The 278-nt window shown below is 60.8% G+C and carries 1 protein-coding gene; it reads left to right on the forward strand.

Going from position 1 to position 278, the window contains the following annotated elements; genetic code table 11:
- Positions 1 to 167, forward strand: a 167-nt coding sequence (locus tag EE949_RS00995) for an FKBP-type peptidyl-prolyl cis-trans isomerase (RefSeq protein WP_206335685.1), incomplete at its 5' end; no start/stop codon positions are given.
- Positions 168 to 278: the final 111 nt, after the last annotated feature.

Raw genomic sequence — 278 nt, forward strand, 5'->3', positions numbered from 1 at the left:
GTGTAATCAGCGGCTGGACCAGCGCGCTGCAAGGCATGCCGACCGGAGCGAAATGGCGGCTGGTGATTCCATCGGATCAGGCGTACGGCGCAGAGGGCGCAGGCGACCTGATCGATCCGTTCACACCGCTGGTGTTCGAGATCGAGCCGATCGCGGTTTCACAGTAATCCGCACCCGCAGAAACGCGAAAGGGTGCAAAAGCACCCTTGGCAACCCCATGGACATCAGGAAACGATCAGGCCTGAACGGCGGCCTCTTCCTTGTGTGAGGTGTGCAAC

Source organism: Pseudomonas viridiflava (genome assembly GCF_900602065.1).
Taxonomy (GTDB): domain Bacteria; phylum Pseudomonadota; class Gammaproteobacteria; order Pseudomonadales; family Pseudomonadaceae; genus Aquipseudomonas.